The following is a 21,808-nucleotide window of genomic DNA, read 5'->3' as shown; positions in this document are numbered from 1 at the left end:
AGTACGTCTTAAAGATGCTGATTTTCCAGCAACCGCGCCAGCTTCTCACGATAGGTCGAGAATTCGATGTCAAAATCCCGATTCTTGCGATTAGCCGTCATGGCAAATAAAACACGATGGGTATCAGGCTTGACCAGCAACCAGATACGACGTTCACGAATATAAAGCATGGAGAAGATACCCAGCACCAATAGCACCGAGCCTGAGTAAACCAGCGTCTTGCCAGGTGAGCGTGTCAGTTGCAGGCCGCTGGATTGCCTGTGGTCAAACCCAACCGGCTGCAGGTAAAGCGGCGCGCCATAATGAAAAGTATCGCTCATGGCATGCAGGCTATCTTCAACAAAAGGCTGCAAAGCCTCGTTCATGGTCGCTGGCGGCAATCCCGCACGCTCGCGACTGATGGCATAAGCCTCAAAAGCCGCAGAAGTGACTACTTTGAGATAAGCCTGTGCAGCGCCCGCCCTCTGAGCTTCAGGCACGGCAGCATCAATCATCTCGGCCACCTTGCCGAACCCACCCTGGCTAAATGCCTGCAACAACTGCATGAGACTGGCTTCAAACTTACTACGCATATCCGCATCTACATCGCCATGACCAGACAGGGCAACTTTGGAAACCCTGCGCACAATTTCCGGATACAACGATTGGTCAAACATCGCGGCACGGAAGTTCATGTAACCCTCTATGTTGTCATCCTCATCCGCCGGAATACGGAGATATCGGTACGTATCCTGCTGCATGGCACGCACACCCGACATAAAGTAACGGCGGCCATCCAGCAACAGGGGATTGAGGTAGTTCACATACTCATGCGCCTGCCCTTGCGCATCCCGCACCTTGAATGTCACATTGGGGCCAACGTTGCGCGGCTTACCCTTGCCATCGACCGACAGATTCAGGATATTAAACAACCTGAAATCCATCAGCTCTACACTTAACGGGCTATCGCCACCGCTAACGGTATATTTGTTGAAAATATTGCCATCGAAAGGAATGGCATCGGCATGGCTGCCAAAGATATTCCACACCTTAAAATCAAGCCGGGAACCACCATCGCCAAAGTCTGACTGATAAATCGCAATGCCTTTATAGATCAGCGGGTGATTGACCTTGATCGTCGCCGTGATCGGATCCTTGACTTCAGGATCGATAATCATGATGTCGCTTTCGAATGATTTCGGCTGCCCGGTATCATAATGCTGGATACGGAAAGTTTTCAGCGCAATACTGAATGGCAACTCCTGCACCAGATACCCATCCCTGACCCGCATAAAAGCGGCATTGGCACCCGCACCTTCCGGCAAGGTCATATTGGCACGGAATGAGAGATTGGAGGGGGATAAGCGGCTTTCCGGCGGCACTGCTTTCTCGGCAATATCCCGTGTCTCGATTTTGGTATAGCCCAGCAACTCCTGCAGCTTCAACGGCACATTGCCATCAATCAGACCGCCGATACAGATCATGACAATCGCAGCATGGGTCAAGATATAGCCTAGGCGTTGATAGCTACCGGCCTTGGCAGCAAACAAGCGGCTGCCATCCTCCTGCTCCACCGTCCTGAAACGAAAACTGTGCACAGTCAGGAACTGTGCCAGGCGGGACTGGGTTTCCTCAGTGGAGTAAGGCGCATGATACTCATGTTGATGGCTGAAACTGCGCAATGAGGCTTCTTTGACATTCTCACGGAAGGCACGAAGCTCACGCAGCATGATAGGCGAGTTACGATAGATACAGAGTGAAGTAGACAGCACCAGGAAGATCAGGATCACCAGGAACCAGGCACTGTGATACACATCGTACAGGCCGATAAACTCAAAAAACTCGAACCAGAACTGGCCAAATTGCACAATGTAGTTGGTATAAGGCTCATTCTGCTTGAGAACGGTGCCAATGATGGACGCAATACCCAATACGACAAGCACACTTACCGCGAAGCGCATGGAGCTTAACAGCTCATAAAGCCTTTGACTGCTGGACTGGACGGGTTTCAAAACGAGGCCATTCGAAAATTTGTGATAGGACAATGTCACCTGAAGTTGGTTGCACACCACCCTGCAATACAAAAAGTTAAGGGCGGCATCAGTGCCACCCTTAACGCTTCATGTCTGAGTTTGGTTGTCAGGCCCGACTAATTTCTACTTCAAGCCCTGAATATAATCGGCAACTGCAGCAATATCATCATCCGTCATCTTGGCGGAGACCATACGCATCATTTTTGCAGCATCATTCTTGCGCTGACCATCGCGGAAGGCTTTCACCTGTGTCACGGTATAGGCCGCATGCTGACCAGCCAGGCGCGGAAACCCTGCAGCCAGGCCATTGCCATTGATCCCATGGCATGACGCACAGGCAGGCACACCAGCACCAGGAATGCCACCCAGATAAATCTTCTCACCAACTGATCCTGCCCCGTTGCTCGCCGAATTTCCTGGCTTGGGCGTCTGTTGTGAGAAATACTTGGAAAGAATGGTGACATCTTCATCGGCCAATGTCGCTACAATCCCCATCATCACAGGGCTGATGCGTACATTAGACTTGATGTTCTTCAGTTGTTTTTCCAGATATTCAGGGTGTTGTCCGGCAATCTTGGGGAACATGGGCACCATACTGTTGCCATCTGCACCGTGACAACTGCCACAGATCTGCGCTGAAGCTGGTGCTTTATTGACCGCTTCTGCGGCATCAGCCTCATCTTCCGCATAGGAAGTTGCACCCATTACCATTACCATAGCGCCAACTACCAGCACCGCAAATTTACGCAAACCCATAAAGACTCCTAGTTCATGCATACTACGTCAAAACGTAGGGTCGCATTTTATATAAAAACCCTACTTCGTGGTAGTATTTTTCCCTTTTCCAATTATGGTCGTATAACTCCATGCCCTTGTTTCAAAATGCCACTTTTTATATTTCGGCGCACAACCTCAGCGACCTGCCCCCACCAGCGGGGGTTGAAGTAGCATTCGCAGGGCGTTCCAATGCCGGAAAATCCAGCGCACTGAACACATTGGCAAACCATAATCGGCTCGCCTATGTGAGTAAGCAACCTGGCCGCACACAACTGATCAACTTCTTCAGCCTGGGCAACGACCGCTTCCTGGTCGATCTTCCAGGCTATGGCTATGCAAAAGTCCCTGAAGCCATGCGCAAGCATTGGCAAATGACCTTGGCTAACTACCTGAGTCATCGTTCCACCATTACAGGTTTAGTGTTAGTAATGGATTGCCGCCATCCACTGACACCTCTGGACCGGCAAATGCTGGACTGGTTCGGCCCAAGCGGCAGGCCTATCCACGTATTACTGACAAAATCAGACAAGCTTTCCCGTCAGGCAGCCAACCAGACACTACAAACCGTCAGAAAAGAACTCAATGAGAACTGGGGCAACTGCACCATCCAGCTATTCTCCAGCCTGAAGAAGCAGGGCGTGGAGGAAGCGGAAGGCGTGATTGGTCAATGGCTATTTGCGCCTGAAGAGGAGATCCCAGACACCGTGGCCTAGCTTGATGCCCCGATTTTCAAACTTGGTCAGCGGACGATAATCAGGTTTAGGGGCATAATCCTTTGCTGTATTTTCCAGCAAGGGTTCATTTTGCAATATCTCCAGTACCCATTCGGCATACTCCTGCCAGTCCGTGGCCACATGAATGTAAGCGCCCGCTTTCAACTTGCTGCACAATAGCTTGATGAAACCAGCTTGAATCAGGCGACGCTTGTGGTGGCGCTTCTTGTGCCAAGGGTCGGGAAAGAAAATATGCACGCCATCCAGGCTAGCATCTGCAATCATGTGGTTGAGCACTTCGACCGCATCATGTTGAATAATGCGTAGATTCTTGAGATCCAACTCCCCTATCTGTTTCAGTAAACTCCCCACGCCCGGGGTATGCACTTCCACCCCAATAAAATCACGCTCTGGCTGACCTTGGGCAATCTGTGCCGTGCTTTCTCCCATACCAAAGCCAATTTCAAGAATTTTCAGGCTATCGACACGAGCAAAAGCCGCATTGATATCAAGCAATTCAGGCCTATACTCAATCCCGAAGACCGGCTTGAGGGTTTCAAGTGCGCGCTGCTGACCATCGGTCAAGCGGCCCTGTCTGAGGACATAGCTCCTGATTGGCCGCTTTGCCAGCTCTTCTTTATCACCCTCGTTTCGCACACGCTGTTCATTCATACTTTGCATTCAATCACTCGAAAAACGGGATTATAGACTATGCCATCCGGCAAATTTCATAAGGTATGTGCCCGATTGCCCTGGGTAAATCCCAATAAACTGCCGCCCATGCCCTTACCCAAGGCAATCACCTTGAACAACTCACCCATTTCCGCGGGAGACATTAGTTTTTGCGCCTGACCTGCCAGCGGTACATAGCGCACCACATCCTCTGGTGATACCCGCATCAGTATCTGCGTGATCCCGCAATTGATGAGGAACTGGGCCTGTCCGCAATAGCCATGGAGCTTCAGGCCATTGGCAATGGCAGCTTCTGCAATCAGGGTAAAATCAACATGGGCTGTCACATCCTGCAGCCCGGGATAAAGAAAGGGATCCTGATGTGCGTAATGCCGATAATGGCACATCAAAGTACCCTGGTTGCGCTGCGGATGATAATACTCGGCCCGCGAGAACCCATAATCAATAAACAACAGGACCCCGCGCTGTAACATCAGGGAAAGACTGCCAATCAAGGCGGTCGCCGCAGGACAAACCTCGGTTTGATAGCCTTCTGGCAAGGCCAAGCTCTCCACAAGGTCACGCACCCTGCCTGCCACAAGAGGGTGGGATGCAAAGTGCAATCCATGCTCGGCACTTGCCGCCACGCCCAGCTCCTGCAGCTCTCCGTCCATATGCTGTACAAGATTGACAGGCAAGGCATCCAGCACCTCATTCCCCAGCACTACGCCTGTGAAATGTTCGGGCAAGGCATCCAGCCATTGCACACATTGAAAGATAGCTTTGGGCAATACCATGCCGAGGTACTGCTTCTGGACTTCGCGCAAATGGGCACTGACTTCCAGTATCAAATACTGCGCAGGCAGTGTCTTTGCATCAGCTAGCTCCTGCAATAGCGCAGCGGCCAGCCGACCACTTCCTGCCCCCAGTTCCAATATAGCGCCCTCGGTCTCCTTCAGTATCTGTATGACTTGTTGCGCCAGAGTCTGGGCAAACAAGGGCGAAATCTCGGGCGCGGTGACAAAGTCGCCTGCAGCCCCGAATTTCTTTGCGCCGCCACTGTAGTACCCCAGCCCTGGGCTGTAGAGCACAAGATTCATGTAACTGGCAAAATCCAGCCAGCCCCCTGCCGCATGGATTTGGTGACGAATATATTCTGAGAGTTCTTGGCTGTGGGCCAAAGCATCCTGTTCTGGTACAGGTAATGAAGTGATGTCCATGGATTGGATTATAATGCTTCGTTATTCTGCAAGCTTCAGACTCTTTAGGACAAACGTGGATTCCACTCTGGAAAACAAGGTCATATTGATTACCGGTGGTGCCAAGCGCGTTGGCGCGGCCATCTGCCGCCTGCTGCATGCCAGTGGTGCCAATTTGATGATTCATTATCGCAGCTCCAAGGGCGAAGCACGGGCTTTGCAGTCTGAACTCAACCTGAAACGGCCCAATTCAGTGGCGATTATTCAGGGCGACCTGCTGAAGCTCAGCGTATTACCAACACTGGTGCAGGAAACGATAACCCATTTCGGCCGATTGGATGCACTGATCAACAATGCATCCAGTTACTACCCAACTGAACTTGGCAACATCAGTGCCAACGAATGGGAAGACCTGATAGGCCCCAACCTCAAGGCACCGTTATTTCTTTCCCAGGCAGCCGCCCCGGAACTAAAAAAGAATCGCGGCAGTATCATCAACATTACCGATATGCACGTAGAGCGCCCGAAGAAGAGCTACATTGTCTACAGCGTCGCCAAGGCTGGCCTGGTCACACTGACCAAATCCCTGGCCCACGAGCTTGCTCCCGATGTACGCGTCAATGCGGTGGCCCCAGGCCCGGTGCTATGGCCGGAAGACAATCCGCAATTTGACGAGGTGTATCGTCAACGTGTGATTTCACAAACCCTACTCAAGCGCATAGGCGAAGGCGATGATGTTGCCAAGGCTGTACGTTTCCTGCTACAGGATGCCCCCTTCATTACCGGCCATGTCATTGCCGTTGATGGTGGACGTTCACTTAATCTTTAAGAATTACCGATCATGATTAAACATTACCCAGACAACGCCTCAAACAGTTTTCTTAAGTTACGCAACAGCCTTATCAGCGCCACCGGCAAAGCCATAGGCGACTACAACATGATAGAAGAAGGCGATACGGTGCTCGTCTGCATGAGTGGCGGCAAGGACTCCTACACCATGCTGATGGTCCTGCTTGCCTTACAGGAACGTGCACCGATCAATTTCAAGCTGATTGCCATGAATCTGGATCAGAAGCAGCCAGGATTCCCCGCGCACATTCTGCCCGCATATCTAGAAAAGTTAGGTGTGGAATACCGGATTGTAGAAGCCGACACCTACTCCATTGTCAAGGAAAAGATCCCTGAAGGTAAAACCACCTGCTCACTCTGCTCCCGACTGCGTCGAGGCATCATCTACCGCACCGCCCAGGAACTCGGTGCCAACAAGATCGCCCTGGGTCACCATAGGGACGACATCGTGGAAACACTATTCCTTAATATGTTCTTTGGCGCAAAAATGAAAGCGATGCCACCCAAGCTGGCCACCAACAAGGGCGAGTTTAAGGTGATCCGACCGCTGGCATACTGTGCAGAAAAGGATATTGCCAGCTATGCCCGTAGCATGGAGTTCCCTATCATTCCTTGCGACCTCTGTGGCTCACAGGAGAATTTACAACGGCAGAAAGTGAAAGACATGCTGCATGCCTGGGAGCGCGAGCAGCCTGGCCGCGTCAATAATATTTTCCGCGCGATCACCAATGTAGAGCCTTCCCATCTGGCCGATACCGATTTATACGACTTCAGGAACATGAGCCAAACCCGCGTGGAAGACGAGGACCCTTTATTTGGCGATATAGATAAAGAGAATAACCCTGCACTGTCCCTGGCCGCCAGCGAAGGCACCCGCATCGAGTTCAAACGGAATATTGCTGTACCAACAGAACCTGCCACTGAATTGGGCTGATTGGCAATAGCAACGCCAGAATCCGGGGAATATGGATGCTGTTTTCCCCTGAGGATTGCCCTAAAACACGATACAGCAAGCACCTAAATTTACAGTGCTTTCTTGTGTAGCGCGCAATTTACTCTTATCATCTGCCGCTCCGCATCCCACAATTGTGTGTCCATGTCAAAACTGCTGATCGTTGAATCGCCATCCAAAGCCAAGACCCTGAAGAAATATCTGGGCAAGGATTTTGAGGTTCTAGCCTCTTATGGACACGTGCGCGACCTTATCCCAAAAACCGGGGCTGTCGATACCGAGAACAACTTTGCGATGAAATATGAAATCATCGATCGTAACTCCAAGCATGTGGATGCAATTGCCAAGGCAGTCAAGAACGCAGATGCGATATATCTCGCAACCGATCCAGACCGCGAAGGCGAAGCCATCTCCTGGCACATCGCCGAGATTCTCAAGAGCAAAAAACTGATCAAGGACAAGCTGCTGAAGCGTGTGGTGTTTCATGAAATCACCAAGACAGCGGTGCAGCATGCCATCGACGAACCACGCGATATCTCGATGCCATTGGTCAATGCCCAGCAAGCCCGGCGTGCGCTGGATTACCTGGTAGGTTTCAACCTGTCCCCATTGCTATGGAAAAAAATTCGCCGTGGCCTCTCTGCCGGCCGTGTACAAAGCCCGGCGCTGCGCCTGATTGTAGAGCGCGAGCTGGAGATCGAGGCATTCAAGAGCCAGGAATACTGGACCATCCACCTCGACTCGCTCAAACACCAGCATGCTTTTGATGCACGGTTGATCCAGCTTGATGGCCAAAAGGTAGAGCAGTTCACCATCACCAATCATGAGCAACAACAGGAAGTCGTCGGCAAGCTATTGCTGGCCAGTGCGGGCAAGACCACGGTCACCAGAGTAGAGAAAAAGCAGCGCAGCCGCAGTCCCGCCGCGCCTTTCACTACATCGACCCTGCAGCAGGAGTCTGTGCGCAAGCTGGGCTTCACCACAAGCCGCACCATGCGTGTGGCGCAGCAGCTGTATGAAGGGATTGATGTCGGTAGTGGTACTACTGGCTTGATCACCTACATGCGTACGGATAGTTTCAGCATGGCGGCCGAAGCCGTGATGCAAATCCGTGACTACATCAAGAAAAACTTTGCGGCCGACTACTTGCCCAAGTCGCCCATCATGTACAAGACCAAGGCCAAGAACGCCCAGGAAGCGCATGAGGCGATCCGCCCTACCGATATTTCACGCACCCCTGCCAGCGTACGTGCGTTCCTCACGCCAGAACAGTTCACGCTTTACGAAATGATCTGGAAACGTGCTCTTGCCTGCCAGATGACACAAGCCAAATTTGACGGTGTCAGTGTAGATCTTGCCATCGGCAGCGAGGCCAACCTGTTCCGCGCGACAGGCCAAACCATGGTATTCCCCGGCTTTATCGCCGTGTATATGGAAGGCGTTGATGACGAAGAAGAGGAAGGGGAAAGCAAGCTTCCTCATCTGGAAACCGGCGAAGTACTGACCGTACAAAAAATCTTTGGCGACCAGCACTTTACCGAGCCACCACCACGCTACTCCGAAGCCAGCCTAGTGAAAGCACTGGAAGAATACGGCATAGGGCGCCCTTCTACTTACGCGAGCATTATTTCGACCTTGCAGGATCGCGAATACGTGCTGCTGGACAAAAAACGCTTCACGCCTACCGATGTCGGGCGTGTGGTGAATAAATTTCTGACCGAGCATTTCACCCGCTATGTCGATTACAGCTTTACTGCCAACCTCGAAAACGAGCTGGATGATATCGCTGAAGGGGCACGCGAGTGGATACCAGTCCTCAATGAATTCTGGCAGGGCTTTAATAACCAGATCCTCGAAAAAGCGGATGTAGAACGCCCGGGCGTAGAAGTGCTGGAAGAAGCCTGTCCCAAGTGCGGCAAACCACTGCACTCAAGACTGGGACGTTTCGGCATGTTTATTGGCTGCTCCGGCTACCCGGAATGCGATTACATCCGCAACACATCAAGCACAGCAGCCCCAAGCGCAGAGCCCGTGGTGATCGGGCAGGACACTGAAAGCGGCAAAGATATCCTCTTGCTGAGCGGCCCGTATGGCCCTTACCTGCAAATTGGCCTGCCTGAGGAAGACAGTAAGAAAAAACCCAAGCGCGTCAGCATTCCCAAGGAAATCCCGCTGGCGAATGTAGACCTGGAAATTGCACGCAAGCTGATTGCCTTGCCACGCGATCTGGGCAAGCACCCGGAAACAGATAAGAAAGTCGTGGCCAACATTGGGCGCTTTGGCCCTTACGTCAACCATGATGGCAAGTTCAAGTCTATTCCCAAGAATGATAGCGTGTTTGATATCGACATGACACGCGCTGTCGAGCTGCTGGCACAGGCTCACTCCGGGCCTGCACCGATCCGCGAACTAGGCGCCCATCCAAGTGCTGACGGCACCATTGCCATTTATTCAGGCCGCTATGGCCCTTATGTCCAGCACGGCAAAATCCGCGCGACCTTGTCCAAGAGCCAGGAACCTGAAAGCGTTACCATGGAGGAAGCACTAGAACTGCTTGCAGCCAAGGCCGCCAAGGAAGCACCGGCAAAAGCCAAGAAAGCGCCTGCGAAGAAGCCTGCCGCTAAAAAGACCAGCGCAACTAAAACCACCACGGCAGCGCCTGCCAAAAAAGCACCAGCCAAGAAACCGGCCGTGAGAAAAACCGCGGCCAAGAAAGCCAGCAGCGAATAGCCCGGGCGTTCCTCAATAAAAAAGCGGCCTGGGCCGCTTTTTTATTGTTAGAAGAATAGCTCTTAGCTCATATGACGCAAGCTGTTGCTACTCTCTATCCACTTGCGTATGCGCTGTGCATCACCTATCCGCGAACTCTTGCTGAAAGAGTCGAGCAATACAATGATTAGCGGCTGGCCCGCAATTTCGGCCTGCATCACCAGGCAACGCCCTGCTTCATTGATATAGCCAGTTTTGGACAAACCAATCACCCAGTCGCTATTGCGCACCAATACATTGCTGTTCACATAATTCAGCGGATTACGCATGCCGTGTACTGGCACGGAATACGCGGAGGAGGTCGATACATGGCGAATTTCCGGATACTGGTAAGCAGCACGAACCATCTTCACCAAGTCTTCTGCTGTTGAAACGTTGGAGCTGTTCAGACCGGTTGGGTCAGCAAAATGCGAATGCATCATGCCCAGTTGCAAAGCCTTCACATTCATTGCTGCGACAAAAGCGCCCAGACCGCCAGGATAATTGCGGCCCAGTGCTGAGGCAGCGCGATTTTCTGAAGCCATCAGGGCCAGCTGCAATAACTCGGCACGCGATAGCGCAGTGCCTATGGTCATGCGTGAACTGGTGCCCTTGAGCGTATCCACATCATCACGCGTGATCAGCAGCTTTTCATCCATATCGAGCTTGGCGTCCAGCATCACCATGGCAGTCATGAGCTTGGTCACCGAAGCAATCGGCGTCGCTAGGTCTGTGCTCTTGGCATAGAGCACCTCCCCACTATTCTGATTGACGATCAATGCCTTGGTCGAGGCAAGCTGGAGGTTGCCAATTTCATCCTTGAACACACTGGGATTAGGGCTGGATTTGGTGACTTTGCTGTTGGAACGAATGGTGCTGATGATGCGACCACTCGCTTCATTTTTCTTGGCAATCGTGGTCTTGGGTTTTTTCTTGGCGACGACTTTTTGACTGGATTTGGTTTTACTCGAGGCCGTTTTCTGCGGTTTTTTCTCCGCCGCATAAGCAAGCAGAGGCGGCATGCACAACGCCAGCATGGTCAATAGCAGTGTAAATTTACGAATCATGGCCCCACCTCGTACAACAGTCGACAGGAATATTATCTAAAAAAGTTTGATTTGTCATTAACATAGCATCGGATCTTTACAAACTTTCTTAATAGTCATCACAAAATATTCTTTAGCCCAACGATACGCTCAGTTTATGAGAAAATACGCCAACAAGACCGACGAGACTACCATCACATGAAAATCCCCGAGAACCTGCAATATACCGCCGAGCATTTATGGATACGTCAACAGGATGACGGTAGCTGGCTGGCTGGCATTACCGATTATGCTCAGGACCTGCTGGGTGACATCGTCTATGTTGAAGCGCCGGCAGTTGGTACTGCTATCACGGCAGGCACACCATGCGGGCTGGTCGAGTCGGTCAAAACCGGCTCAGACCTGCATGCGCCGGCCAGTGGCAGCGTGCTTGCCATCAATGAAGCCCTGCAAAGCACCCCTGAAGATATCAATGACAAGCCTTACGATGCCTGGATTTTTTCCTTTACCAGTAGCGCGCTGCCTGACAACCTGCTGAACGCAGAGCAATACCGCGCACTGCTCGGTTAGGACGCGTCAAGCGCCTGCTGGATCCTGGCTCGCAAGCTGGTCGTCAACTCTTGCTCCAGTCGCGCTTCCAGCTCCAGAGTGACATGTTGCAGCTCCTGCTGCACTGCCTGCTTGACTGCTTGCTGAACAAGAGGCCACATATCGGTCAGGATGGTTTCTACCAGCTCGCCCCTGGCCAACAATAAGGCTGGGCTTGCTGACACTTCCGGCTCTGCCCAAAGCTCTTCGCTGCCATCCTGCTGATTGTCCTCGACTGGCAGGAATTTAATCGGCGAGGCCATGCCCTCATCCGATGCTTCTGCCAAGGTGGTGGCTGATACAGGCGCTTGCGTATCTTCAAGCGTAGACTGGTTGGCCTGATCCTGATAAAACGGGGCAAACAAACGCTCAATCTCCAAAGGACTCAGCGCATCCTGGCCATCATAAATCTCGGTCAATACCGGGATATCCGGCGCCAAAGCTGTCGCGTCAATCGATGCAGCCTCAGTCCTCGCTTCAATCCCGGACGTGGTCAGCGCGTTAATTCGGCTTAACACCAGCGCCAGTTCATCACTCGTTCTGCTCTGCTCACTCATGGGTTGATTCCTTTCATGACAAGGCAGCTCCGTTGGCATCAAATGTCCTGATCTCATACCCGCGATCGCGATAAAAGCGGTAGCGTTCTCGCGCCTCCGCCTTGTCAGTTTCGTCCAGCCCCACAATCTCAATCAGCCGCCGGAAGCGGCTGAAGAATGGCGGATGTTGACTCTGCAGGTTAATCAGGATGTCATCATGCGGCAAAGACTCACTGCGCCAGTCAATAATCAGCGGCGTCTCAGCGGCACGCGGATGCGTTGCATGGCAATGGGGCAGAAAGCCTATAGGCGGATTGCTCCAGAGAAAATTCCCCAACTGTTCAGCTGCCTGCTGCGATCCCATATAGACCATCAGCCGCCTACCCTTGCCGACAGCACGGCTGCCAAGGTCGGCGACTTGTAGTGCCTTGTTCTCTACATTGAAGAAAAATTCTACCCTGGTCATGCTGCCTTACTTCCCGACACGCTGCTTGAGGAATTCGGTCAGCAATGGCACAGGACGGCCCGTTGCGCCTTTTTCCTTACCTGATTTCCAGGCGGTACCGGCAATATCCAGATGCGCCCAGTCATATTTCTTGGCAAAACGTGAAAGAAAGCAGGCTGCAGTAATGCTGCCACCCGCACGACCACCGATATTGCCCATATCGGCAAAATTACTGTCCAGCTGACCCTGGTAGTCATCCCACAATGGCATGTGCCATGCCCGGTCTTGTGCAGCAGTACCCGCTTGCAGCAGTTCTTGGGCCAGACTGTCCTTGTTGCTGAACAAACCACTGGCATGGTGCCCAAGTGCGATGACACAAGCGCCGGTCAGGGTAGCAATATCCACCACCGCTTGTGGCTCAAAGCGCTCTGCATAAGTCAAAGCATCACACAGGATCAAGCGGCCTTCAGCGTCCGTATTCAATACTTCAATGGTCTGACCGGACATGCTGGTCAAGATATCCCCCGGGCGCATGGCATTGGCGTCCGGCATGTTTTCGCAAGTAGGAATAATCCCCACCACATTCAATGGCAGGCCGAGCTCGGCAATGGCCTTGAAAGTACCCAACACGCTGGCTGCGCCACACATGTCATACTTCATTTCATCCATGTCGGCACCCGGCTTGAGCGAGATCCCACCAGTATCAAAGGTAATGCCCTTGCCCACCAGCACCACTGGCTTCTGGTTTTTCTTGCCTTTTTTGTGATGCAGCACAATCAACTTGGGCGGCTGCACACTGCCCTGGGCCACTCCCAGGAACGAGCCCATGCCCAGCTTCTCAATATCACCCTGCTCCAGCACTTCCACCTGCAAGCCATGACTCTTGCCCAGGGCCTTGGCCTGTTCAGCCAGATAAGTGGGGGTGCAATAATTAGGCGCCAGATTACCCAGGTCTTTGGTAAAGCTCACGCCTGAAGCCAGCGCCTGTCCTTGTTTCAGCCCGACCTCACCTGCTGCCACATCCGCACGTTGAGATACATGCACCTGTAATTTTGCTATGCCTTTTTTGCTATCTGCAGGCTTGCTCTTGAAACGGTCAAAGCGGTAAACACTATCCACCGCCACTTCTACCAACTGACTGACACGCCAGCTCACATCCTGCTTTTGCACCACGACTTCAGCGATGAACGTCGCCACATCACCTGAGGACAGCCCGGCCAGCGCCTTGATCGAAGCACGCACGGCCTGCCTGTAACTGCGCTCATTCAACTCACGCTCTTTCCCCAGCCCTACCAGCAGCACACGTTCAGCCGCCACGCCTGGAACGCCATGCAACAACAATATAGATCCCACCTTGCCGTCTATATCACCACCACGAAGAATCGTACTCAGATAACCATCAGATACCCGGTCCAGAGAAGCGGCCGCTTCGCTCAATTTACGCGCTTCATAAACACCGACCACCACACAATCTTTGCGCTGTTTTTCCGGATTACCGCTTTTTATGCTAAATTCCATTCCTGAATATCCTTCATGATTAAATGACCAAGCTGTTTGAATTATCCTGCGTTTTCGCTCTAAATCAACCTCAATTGCGGAATACAACCATCTCTAGCCCTCTAATATGCTCTTCAAACGCTCATTACTGCAAGAGCTAGTCAGCACAGCCATCGGCGGCTTTCTGGTGCTGTTCGGCATCGTGATTGCCCAACGCGTTGCCTACTACATTGGCATTGCAGCCAAAGGCAGCCTGGCTAGCGACGCCATCAATACCTTGCTGGGCTTCAGCATGCTGAAGTTTCTGCCCATGATGCTATCGCTCACCTTGTTCCTTGCCGTGCTGCTGACGTTAGCGCGCTGGCACCGAGATAGCGAAATGGTGGTCTGGTTCAGCTCCGGCCAGGGTTTATCAAGCTGGATACGCCCCGTCATGACTTTTGGTTTGCCTGTCATCCTGGTGATCGCATTCCTCAGCCTGTTCGTCAGTCCCTGGGCCACCAACAAGGGTGCTGAATTCCGTGACCAGCTCAAAAGTCGTGATGAACTGGCTTCCATCAGTCCCGGTGTATTCAAGGAATCCCGCCAGTCTGACCGGGTATTTTTCGTGGAAAGCTTTGATGAGCTGGGCAACATCGTCAAGAATATCTTTGTCCAGTCCATGCAGCACCAAAAACTGGGGATCATCGTCGCTGCGCGCGGCCATAGAGAAACCGCTGAGAATAATGACAACTTCCTGGTCATGCAAAATGGTCGGCGCTATGAAGGAACACCCAATACCGCCGAATACTCTATTACCGAGTTTGAGCGTTACGCCATCCGCATTGAACCTGCCGAGGTACAACAGCAGCAACCGCCGAACACCCAATCAAAAGACAGCCTGGAACTATTGGCCGAGAACAGCCCGGATAACAATGCCGAACTACAATGGCGTCTCGCCATTCCTATTTCAGCCTTTGTCCTCATCCTGCTGGCAATCCCCCTGAGCTTTGTTGATCCACGCTCAGGGCGCTCAGCCAACCTCATGCTGGCACTGCTGATTTACATTGTGTACAACAACCTGCTCAGCATCATGCAGGCTTGGCTGGCCCAGGGCAAGATTTCCCCCATGGTGGGACTGTGGCCTGTACATGCATTTTTCCTGCTGCTGACGTTTTACATGTTCTACCGCAGACTGTTCCAGTTGCCCTTCTTCCCCAGACTGGGACGCAGGAATAGATAATGAAACTGCTGAATCGCTACCTTTCACAGGAAATCATCTCCAGCATCATGCTGATCATGCTGGCTTTGCTCGCCATGTTCTCCTTCTTCGACCTGATCCAGGAGCTGGAAAGCATAGGCAAGGGTAGCTACGGCATCAGCAAAGTGTTGCTGTTTGTGTTGCTGAGCGCTCCCGGGCATGTCTACGAAGTGGTACCCGTGGCAGTGCTGGTAGGCACCATGTATGCATTGGGCCAATTCTCGCGCTATTCAGAGTTGATCATTCTGCGCGTCAGCGGGGTTTCCATCCGCAAGATTGCCGTTTCACTGCTCAAGGTTGGATTAATCTTCGCCCTGCTGACCTTCCTGGTAGGTGAATTGATCGCGCCTCTCAGCGAAAAAGCCGCACAGCGCATTCGCATCCAGGCAACCGACTCTGTTGTGGCCCAGGACTTCCGTTCCGGGCTTTGGGTCAAGGATGGCAACAGCTTCGTCAACGTGCAGGACGTGTTGCCGGACAGTGGGCTCATGAACATCCATATTTACGAGTTTGATAATGAATTCCGCCTGCGCACCATCAGTAACGCCAAGGATGGCCGCTTTGATGGCAAGAACTGGAATCTGGGCAATGTGACGCAGACCCATTTTGAAGACAAGAAAATCCGTACCAGCTTTTTCCCCGATGCAACCTGGCAATCATTGATACGGCCTGAGTTGCTCAACGTATTACTGGTCGTGCCAGAAAAAATGTCTGCCTGGAACCTGTATTTTTACATCAACCATTTAACGAGCAACAAACAGAAAACCTCGCGCCACCAGATTGCACTATGGTCCAAGATGATTTATCCGCTAGCCTGCCTAGTGATGGTGGTACTGGCATTGCCGTTCGGTTTTCTACAGCAGCGCTCTGGCACCGCCAGTACCAAGATATTTGCTGGCATCATGCTGGGCATTGTCTATCAGGTATTGAATCGCGTGTTTGTCCATCTGGGGCTGTTGAACGACTGGTCACCTTTATTCAGTGCCGTCGTGCCAACCCTGCTATTTATGATGGCGGGGATATTCATGCTCTACTGGGTGGAGCGCCGTTAAAGAACGGCGTCAATAAAGCGCTGCCCCAATTTTAAAACGTATTAGCAGCAGCAACGACTGCTACTAATCAAATTACCTCAGTTATCCAGGTCATCCAACCCATCGATATCAGGGTTTTCACGTCTCAGGGCTTCTCTTTTGGATTCCGGCAGGCTTTGATATTGCTGCCACTTCTTGCGAATTTCAGCTTTTTTCTCGGCTGACAATGCATTGAACTCCTGGTATTTCTTGCGCGCATTTTCCCGCTCATATGGCGTCATGCGGCTCCAATGATTCAGTCGACGCTGTACGCGGCTTTGCTGGTCTGGCGTCATCTTGGGATAATCACGTGCAATATCCAGCATCTTCTCGCGCTGCCAGGGTCGCAATATATCCCACTCACCTGCCAGGGGAGCCAGCACTTTGCGCTGACTATCCGTTAATTGTGCCCAATCCGGTTCTTTGGGGGCAGTTTCAGCTTGAGCATTAAGGGCAAGCAACAGCAGACTTGCAACTATTGCTGCTCTAACCATGAGTAAAAACCTTTATCAAGATATGCCTCGGGGGGAAGTTCGGAAGCAAGCAGAAACGCATCACCATGTTCTGCCATGCCATGTCCGGTAAATTGTTGCGTCAGCAGGAAAGCAAAGAAGACTGCACTTCCAAGCGCTGCCAATGATAATAAACGTTGATGATGGCGTACATAGCCGCCAAAGTAGGCCAGCAAACCACCGCCATTGCTGTTGGTCGTTCGTGTGCTTTCACGCATGGCCTGGACCGCCAATTGACGTGCTTCTGCCAGCCTGGATATGACCGCTGGTTCAAGTTGGTCGACACTTGCATTCAGCAGTTCGACAATGTCTTTCGCTATTTTCTGTTCTTGATTCATCGCTCGACCCCCGCTTTCTCGAGCACCTGTTTACTCAATCCATATTTTTCGAGGGAGGCTGCTAATGCGTGAACAGCACGCGAACAATGTGTCTTGACGCTCCCCTCGGAACATCCCATGGCAGCAGCCGTTTCAGCTACATCCATATCTTCCCAGTAACGCATGATAAATGCTTCTCGTTGACGGGCTGGCAGATTTTTTATGGCAGCCTCAATAATGCCTATGGTTTGCTGTCGCTCATACTGCACTTCTGGCTCATCTTCGGCATTATCCGCTACCATGTTTTCCAGCGGATCATGCTCTTCATCGTCATCATGGCCTACCCCCAGCGATGACAGCAACGTGGTCCATATGCCGCGAATTTTCTGGCGTCGCCAATAATCCTTCATTGTATTTTGCAATATGCGCTGAAACAACATCGGATATTCAGTGACAGGACGATCACTATATTTCTCAGTCAGCTTCAACATTGAATCCTGCACGATATCCATGGCGGCATGATCATCGCGCACAGCATAAACCGTCTGCTTGAATGCGCGACGTTCTACCTGCTTGAGAAAATCTGAAAGTTCCTGGGTGCTTGCCATGTCGAAGTTCGACGCCGATGTTGATATTTAGTGCGGTAAGGAAATGATAAAAGTGACGTTTTTTCGAGTATAACAGGTTTGTTTTTTGTTCCATCTGCGGCTTTTGGCTACAATCATAGATAATTCAAGCTTCTCCATCCTCTATATTTCGCTGACAAGGCATCATGGCAAAACTTCTGCTAATCGCAATCGTGTTCTGGTTACTGCTGACCATACTAAAACGCTACCGCTCCAACATGAACAAGCAGGCAGACAAACCACCCGCGGCAGAAGATATGGTGCAATGTGCCTATTGCCAGGTACACCTGCCGAGAAGCGAGAGTATCACCCATCACCAGACACAATACTGTTGCGAAGCCCATCGTAAAGCGCATGAAAATACCTAAGCTGGGCTATAGCCCCGAGCAGCCAGACCGCCGTTTCTGGCGGCCAATGGCATTGTTCGGTGGATACCGCATCATACTGTGCGGCATTTTCATCGTTTCCTACTTACTGTTACGCGAAAACAGGGTGTGGGTTAACTACAATGACACCCTCTATTTAAGTACCACCTCGGCCTATCTGGCGTTCAGCCTTCTGGCTATCGGCCTGATCGTGCTACGTACACCCAGCTTCCGGGTACAGCTGTCTTTTCAAAGTCTGGCCGATATCGGGTTTATTATTGTGCTGATGTATGCCAGCGGCGGTATCAAGAGCGGACTGGGCCTGCTCCTGATCGTTACCATTGCTGCGGCCAGCCTGATCAGCCAGGGCAGGCTGGCGCTCTTCTATGCGGCTGTTGCGAGCATTGGGCTGTTACTTGAGCAGTCCTACCAGATGTTGATGTGGAATGAAGATTTCGGCGATTATTCCCATGCCGTCATGCTCAGCCTGAGTTGTTTTGCCACAGCATGGCTTGCCCATAGCTTCAGCAAGCGTGCCAGCGAGAATGAAATTCTCGCCTCGCAACGTGGGATTGATCTGGAAAACCTGGCACAGGTGAACCAATTAATCACGGAGGAAATGGGAGATGGCGTACTCGTTGTCGATCCTGCGTTCATATTGCGCCACCGCAATCGACAGGCTGACCTCCTGCTCAATGCACAAGACCGTTTCCGCAGCAACCAGCCCATCGCCGAATATGCCCCCGAGCTGGCCAATCTGTTGCGTCACTGGCTGGATAATCGACGTGGAAAAAATTCCGGCGCGATTAAACTCAATATAGAACAACGCGCCTTGCGCCTGAAACTGATGCCGGTAGGCGATGATCATCACCAGGGCACTGTGATTTTCATTGAGGACTGGAGTCAACTACAGACCCAGGCCCAACAGCTCAAACTGGCAGCACTTGGACGCCTGACCGCCAATATTGCCCACGAAATCCGTAATCCGCTCAGCGCCATCAGCCATGCCACGCAGTTACTGCAGGAGGATGAATCACACGATCCTTCTTCACAGCGCATGCTGCAGATCATCAGCGATAACGTGCAACGCATGGATCAGATGATCAAGGATGTACTGGAATTGAACCGACGCGACAGAACACGGCAACAGGATATCCTGCTGACCGATTTCCTCCGTGAGTTCCATGACCAGTTTTATCAGGTGGAGAAAATTCCCGCTCAAGGCTTTGTACTGGATACCGCCGAAAGCGAGCCCACCATCCGGTTTGACCATAGACACCTGCACCAGATCCTGTGGAATCTGTGCCGCAATGGCTGGCGCCACAGCCGGCAAGGTCAGGGCAGCCTGACCTTGACCCTGCGTAGCGATCAGCAGAACCGCAACCTGCAGATTGAAATCCAGGATGATGGCAACGGCATTGCACCAGAGGCATTACCGCATTTATTTGAACCATTCTTTACCACGGAAAGCACAGGCACCGGGCTTGGACTTTATATTGCCCGAGAACTGTGCGAAGCTAATGGTGCCACCATTGAACATGTCAGCGCTGATCACGGCTGCCTGTTTATCATTCACATGAAGAAAACTGACACTGCATGAGCATCACGCCCACTTGCCTAGTCATTGATGACGAAACCGATATCCGAGAATTAGTCGTACTGACCCTGGAGCGCATGGATATCAAGGCCGACAGTGCTGGCAGCCTGGCCGAGGCCAAACAATTACTGGAGCAACGTAGTTATTCCCTGTGCTTGACAGACATGCGGCTGCCAGATGGCAGCGGCCTGGATCTGGTGAAATTTATCGCCCAATTCCACGCCGGCCTGCCAGTGGCCGTGATTACTGCCTATGGAAGTGCCGAGAATGCGGTATCCGCCCTTAAAGCGGGCGCATTCGACTACCTGACCAAGCCCATTTCACTAAAACAATTGCGCCCATTGGTGCAATCAGCGCTCAAGCTTTCCTCGCCCGATACCCCTGATAGCGACACCCTGACCATGATAGGAACTAGCGCGCCTATTCAGCAGGTACGCACCATGATAGAAAAACTCTCGCGTAGCCAGGCACCCGTCTACATCAGTGGTGAGTCAGGTAGCGGCAAGGAACTTGCCGCCCGGTTGATCCACCGCAATAGCTCACGTCGTGATGAGCCTTTTATTGCGGTGAACTGTGGTGCCATCCCGGAAAACCTCATGGAAAGCGAGTTCTTCGGTCACAAGAAAGGTGCATTCACCGGTGCCACGCAGGACAAGGATGGCATGTTCCATGCAGCCAAGGGAGGCACCTTATTCCTGGATGAGGTTGCCGACTTGCCCTTGGCAATGCAGGTCAAGCTATTGCGCGCCATCCAGGAGAAAAAAGTACGTATGGTGGGTAGCACCCAGGAAGAAAGCGTGGATGTGCGTATCATCAGCGCGACTCACAAGAACCTGGGCGTCATGATGGAGCGTGGGGAGTTCCGCCAGGATCTTTACTACCGCCTGAACGTGATTGAACTGAAAATGCCGGCTCTGCGCGACATGCAGCAGGATATTCCCTTGCTGGTGGATACTTTGCTGCAAAAGCAGTGTCGTGAACAAGCTAGCGCCATCCCTGAGCTCTCCACCCAAGCCCGGCAAATGCTACTCAGGCATAGTTTTCCCGGCAATATACGGGAGCTGGAAAATGTGCTGGAGCGCGCGCTCGCACTGTGCGATGGACAGATCATCACACCTGATGATTTATTACTGGATAGCAATGCAGGCACCATCAGCACCCCTGACAATGATGAAGGTCTGGCCTTGCCTGATTATCTGGAAACCATAGAGAAAAAAGCCATCCTCAATGCGCTGGAGAAATCCAACCAGAACAAAACTGCGGCCGCCAAACTGCTTGGCGTCAGTTTCAGGACTTTCCGTTATCGCCTCTCCAAGCTAGGACTCAGCAAGGATCCTGTGGATAAGGATGCGGAAGAGTAAACCTGTTGGCAGATCCGGACAATACAATCATGCAGTATGCACTCAATCAGGATGGCGTTATCGTAGACGGGCAGTTCATTGCTTCCCCCAATCATGATCCACGTCCTGATGGCACGGCGATCACCATGATCGTGATCCATAACATCAGCCTGCCGCCAGGAGAGTACGGTGGCCCGGGTATCGTGCAACTGTTCACCAACAGCCTCAGGGCAGACGACCATCCCTACTATGCTGGCATCCACCAGCTTAGGGTGTCCAGTCACTTCCTGATACGCCGCGATGGGCAACTGATCCAGTTTGTTGCTGGCAGTCAGCGTGCCTGGCATGCTGGGGTATCCCACTGGCAGGGGCGTGATCGCTGCAATGATTTCTCTATCGGCATAGAACTGGAAGGGAGTGATGTTGACGCGTTCAAGGCCGCACAATACACCACGCTCAATGCATTAATCCACCTGTTGCAGACGCATTACCCCATCAGCGATATCGTGGGGCATTCGGAGATTGCCCCAGGCCGCAAAACAGACCCCGGGCCTTATTTCGACTGGAATAAAGTGCAATCAACGCCACAGCAGGCTGGCAAAATCCCGTAAAAAATATAGACTCATCGCTTAGCACTGTTCTGGCAAGCAGAATTGTTCACTTTATCAGCCGCATACAGCATGCAACTGCACGTGAATTTATGCCAT

The 21,808-nt window shown here is 52.1% G+C and carries 22 protein-coding genes; 11 read left to right on the top strand and 11 right to left on the bottom strand.

Annotated features, from left to right (window positions below):
- Positions 1–8 precede the first annotated feature (8 nt).
- Positions 9–1,940, bottom strand: a complete 1,932-nt coding sequence (locus LG201_RS10415) for a cytochrome c biogenesis protein ResB (protein ID WP_226772137.1) — start codon at positions 1,938–1,940, stop codon at positions 9–11.
- 195 nt (positions 1,941–2,135) lie between these two features.
- On the bottom strand, positions 2,136–2,768 hold the full coding sequence (locus tag LG201_RS10410) for a c-type cytochrome (RefSeq protein ID WP_226772136.1): 633 nt from the start codon (positions 2,766–2,768) through the stop codon (positions 2,136–2,138).
- Between the two features lie 110 nt (positions 2,769–2,878).
- On the opposite strand from LG201_RS10410, the gene yihA reads away from it, so the two are divergent.
- Positions 2,879–3,502, top strand: coding sequence for a ribosome biogenesis GTP-binding protein YihA/YsxC (yihA, locus tag LG201_RS10405; protein ID WP_226772135.1), 624 nt, complete (start codon positions 2,879–2,881; stop codon positions 3,500–3,502).
- On the opposite strand, the gene trmB is transcribed toward yihA, so the two are convergent.
- A complete protein-coding gene (gene trmB, locus LG201_RS10400) occupies positions 3,461–4,174 on the bottom strand; it encodes a tRNA (guanosine(46)-N7)-methyltransferase TrmB (RefSeq protein ID WP_404809733.1) in 714 nt (237 codons plus the stop codon). The genes yihA and trmB overlap by 42 nt on opposite strands.
- A gap of 56 nt (positions 4,175–4,230) precedes the next feature.
- The gene (locus tag LG201_RS10395) at positions 4,231–5,394 is read right to left on the bottom strand and encodes a class I SAM-dependent methyltransferase (protein ID WP_226772133.1); all 1,164 of its coding nucleotides are present in this window, start codon (positions 5,392–5,394) and stop codon (positions 4,231–4,233) included.
- A gap of 13 nt (positions 5,395–5,407) precedes the next feature.
- Between LG201_RS10395 and LG201_RS10390 the strand changes: the two genes are divergently transcribed.
- The 3 genes from LG201_RS10390 to topA all read left to right on the top strand — a co-directional run bounded on the left by LG201_RS10390 (position 5,408) and on the right by topA (position 9,904).
- Entirely contained in the window at positions 5,408–6,202 is a 795-nt protein-coding gene (locus LG201_RS10390) for a pteridine reductase (protein WP_264193336.1), read from the top strand.
- Between the two features lie 12 nt (positions 6,203–6,214).
- Complete coding sequence (gene ttcA / locus LG201_RS10385) at positions 6,215–7,156, top strand: tRNA 2-thiocytidine(32) synthetase TtcA (protein WP_226772131.1); 942 nt, start codon at positions 6,215–6,217, stop codon at positions 7,154–7,156.
- A gap of 162 nt (positions 7,157–7,318) precedes the next feature.
- Positions 7,319–9,904 carry a type I DNA topoisomerase gene (gene topA, locus LG201_RS10380; protein ID WP_226772130.1) on the top strand — a complete coding sequence of 862 codons (2,586 nt, stop codon included), beginning with the start codon at positions 7,319–7,321 and terminating at the stop codon, positions 9,902–9,904.
- 62 nt (positions 9,905–9,966) lie between these two features.
- On the opposite strand, the gene pbpG is transcribed toward topA, so the two are convergent.
- The gene (gene pbpG, locus LG201_RS10375) at positions 9,967–10,989 is read right to left on the bottom strand and encodes a D-alanyl-D-alanine endopeptidase (protein WP_226772129.1); all 1,023 of its coding nucleotides are present in this window, start codon (positions 10,987–10,989) and stop codon (positions 9,967–9,969) included.
- 177 nt (positions 10,990–11,166) lie between these two features.
- Between pbpG and gcvH the strand changes: the two genes are divergently transcribed.
- Positions 11,167–11,538: a glycine cleavage system protein GcvH gene (gene gcvH / locus LG201_RS10370; protein ID WP_226772128.1), complete on the top strand. Its 372-nt coding sequence runs from the start codon at positions 11,167–11,169 to the stop codon at positions 11,536–11,538.
- Here gcvH and LG201_RS10365 read toward each other — a convergent pair.
- Genes LG201_RS10365 through LG201_RS10355 form a run of 3 tightly spaced genes read right to left on the bottom strand, consistent with a single transcriptional unit; the run spans position 11,535 to position 14,055 of the window.
- On the bottom strand, positions 11,535–12,113 hold the full coding sequence (locus LG201_RS10365) for a hypothetical protein (RefSeq protein WP_226772127.1): 579 nt from the start codon (positions 12,111–12,113) through the stop codon (positions 11,535–11,537). The genes gcvH and LG201_RS10365 overlap by 4 nt on opposite strands.
- Before the next feature lie 13 nt (positions 12,114–12,126).
- Positions 12,127–12,558, bottom strand: a complete 432-nt coding sequence (locus LG201_RS10360; protein ID WP_226772126.1) for a DNA polymerase III subunit chi — start codon at positions 12,556–12,558, stop codon at positions 12,127–12,129.
- A gap of 6 nt (positions 12,559–12,564) precedes the next feature.
- Entirely contained in the window at positions 12,565–14,055 is a 1,491-nt protein-coding gene (locus tag LG201_RS10355; protein ID WP_226772125.1) for a leucyl aminopeptidase, read from the bottom strand.
- Positions 14,056–14,161: 106 nt separating this feature from the next.
- On the opposite strand from LG201_RS10355, the gene lptF reads away from it, so the two are divergent.
- Together lptF and lptG are read left to right on the top strand one after the other, a co-directional pair.
- Positions 14,162–15,256, top strand: coding sequence for an LPS export ABC transporter permease LptF (gene lptF, locus LG201_RS10350; RefSeq protein ID WP_226772124.1), 1,095 nt, complete (start codon positions 14,162–14,164; stop codon positions 15,254–15,256).
- Positions 15,256–16,326, top strand: coding sequence for an LPS export ABC transporter permease LptG (gene lptG / locus LG201_RS10345; RefSeq protein ID WP_226772123.1), 1,071 nt, complete (start codon positions 15,256–15,258; stop codon positions 16,324–16,326). The genes lptF and lptG overlap by 1 nt, the downstream gene beginning before the upstream one ends.
- A 77-nt stretch (positions 16,327–16,403) precedes the next feature.
- Here lptG and LG201_RS10340 read toward each other — a convergent pair whose 3' ends face one another.
- Genes LG201_RS10340 through LG201_RS10330 form a run of 3 tightly spaced genes read right to left on the bottom strand, consistent with a single transcriptional unit; the run spans position 16,404 to position 17,781 of the window.
- The gene (locus LG201_RS10340) at positions 16,404–16,838 is read right to left on the bottom strand and encodes a DUF3106 domain-containing protein (protein ID WP_226772122.1); all 435 of its coding nucleotides are present in this window, start codon (positions 16,836–16,838) and stop codon (positions 16,404–16,406) included.
- On the bottom strand, positions 16,820–17,194 hold the full coding sequence (locus tag LG201_RS10335; protein WP_226772121.1) for a DUF3619 family protein: 375 nt from the start codon (positions 17,192–17,194) through the stop codon (positions 16,820–16,822). The genes LG201_RS10340 and LG201_RS10335 overlap by 19 nt, the downstream gene beginning before the upstream one ends.
- Positions 17,191–17,781, bottom strand: a complete 591-nt coding sequence (locus tag LG201_RS10330; protein WP_226772120.1) for an RNA polymerase sigma factor — start codon at positions 17,779–17,781, stop codon at positions 17,191–17,193. Before LG201_RS10330 ends, LG201_RS10335 begins: the two co-directional genes overlap by 4 nt.
- A gap of 164 nt (positions 17,782–17,945) precedes the next feature.
- Here LG201_RS10330 and LG201_RS10325 point away from each other — a divergent pair, with 164 nt between their 5' ends.
- From LG201_RS10325 to ampD, 4 genes are read left to right on the top strand one after another with little or no spacing between them, the layout of a single operon-like run.
- Positions 17,946–18,167, top strand: coding sequence for a PP0621 family protein (locus LG201_RS10325; RefSeq protein WP_226772119.1), 222 nt, complete (start codon positions 17,946–17,948; stop codon positions 18,165–18,167).
- Positions 18,154–19,764, top strand: coding sequence for a sensor histidine kinase (locus LG201_RS10320; protein WP_226772118.1), 1,611 nt, complete (start codon positions 18,154–18,156; stop codon positions 19,762–19,764). Before LG201_RS10325 ends, LG201_RS10320 begins: the two co-directional genes overlap by 14 nt.
- Positions 19,761–21,122, top strand: a complete 1,362-nt coding sequence (locus LG201_RS10315) for a sigma-54-dependent transcriptional regulator (RefSeq protein ID WP_226772117.1) — start codon at positions 19,761–19,763, stop codon at positions 21,120–21,122. The genes LG201_RS10320 and LG201_RS10315 overlap by 4 nt, the downstream gene beginning before the upstream one ends.
- A 29-nt stretch (positions 21,123–21,151) precedes the next feature.
- Complete coding sequence (gene ampD / locus LG201_RS10310; RefSeq protein ID WP_226772116.1) at positions 21,152–21,712, top strand: 1,6-anhydro-N-acetylmuramyl-L-alanine amidase AmpD; 561 nt, start codon at positions 21,152–21,154, stop codon at positions 21,710–21,712.
- Positions 21,713–21,808 lie beyond the last annotated feature (96 nt).

The organism is Methylobacillus gramineus, assembly GCF_020532675.1.
Taxonomy (GTDB): domain Bacteria; phylum Pseudomonadota; class Gammaproteobacteria; order Burkholderiales; family Methylophilaceae; genus Methylobacillus; species Methylobacillus gramineus.
Note: the sequence above shows the minus strand (reverse complement) of the source record. Positions and strands in the feature narration are given on the sequence as shown.